This window comes from Vibrio sp. 811, from assembly GCF_033339195.1.
Window position 1 is genome coordinate 1 of the sequence record NZ_JAWOUB010000675.1, and the last position, 586, is coordinate 586.

The 586-nt window shown below is 49.5% G+C and carries 1 protein-coding gene; it reads left to right on the forward strand.

Annotated elements, in window-relative coordinates:
* On the forward strand, positions 1-550 hold a 550-nt coding region (locus tag R7Q46_RS28775; protein ID WP_318078524.1), incomplete at its 5' end, for an arginine deiminase family protein.
* Between the last annotated feature and the right edge of the window lie 36 nt (positions 551-586).

A 586-nucleotide genomic window follows, 5' to 3' on the forward strand; every position in this document is an offset into this window, starting at 1 on the left:
AGGCGCGGTATTGATTGGCATGTCTGAGCGAACCACTCCACAAGGGGTAGAAAACTTAGCGGCAAGCCTGTTTAAAGCAGGGCAAGCGAGCGAAGTGATCGCCATTGACCTGCCTAAGCACCGCTCTTGTATGCACTTAGATACGGTCATGACACATATGGATGTGGATACCTTCTCAGTCTACCCAGAAATCATGCGCAAGGATCTGGATACATGGCGTCTGACCCCGAAAGGCACAGACGGTGAAATGCATGTCGAAGCGTCACACAACTACCTACACGCGATTGAATCTGCTCTTGGTCTTGATCAGCTTAAAATCATCACCACAGGCGGTGACAGCTACGAAGCAGAGCGCGAGCAATGGAATGACGCGAACAACGTGCTGACTGTAAAACCAGGCGTTGTGATTGGTTACGAGCGCAACGTCTACACCAACGAGAAATACGACAAAGCTGGCATCCAAGTGCTGACCGTTCCTGGTAACGAATTGGGCCGTGGTCGTGGTGGTGCTCGCTGTATGAGCTGTCCAATAGAACGAGACGATATATAGCCGATTCACCTTTTACATTAAGTGAATAAAAACTAA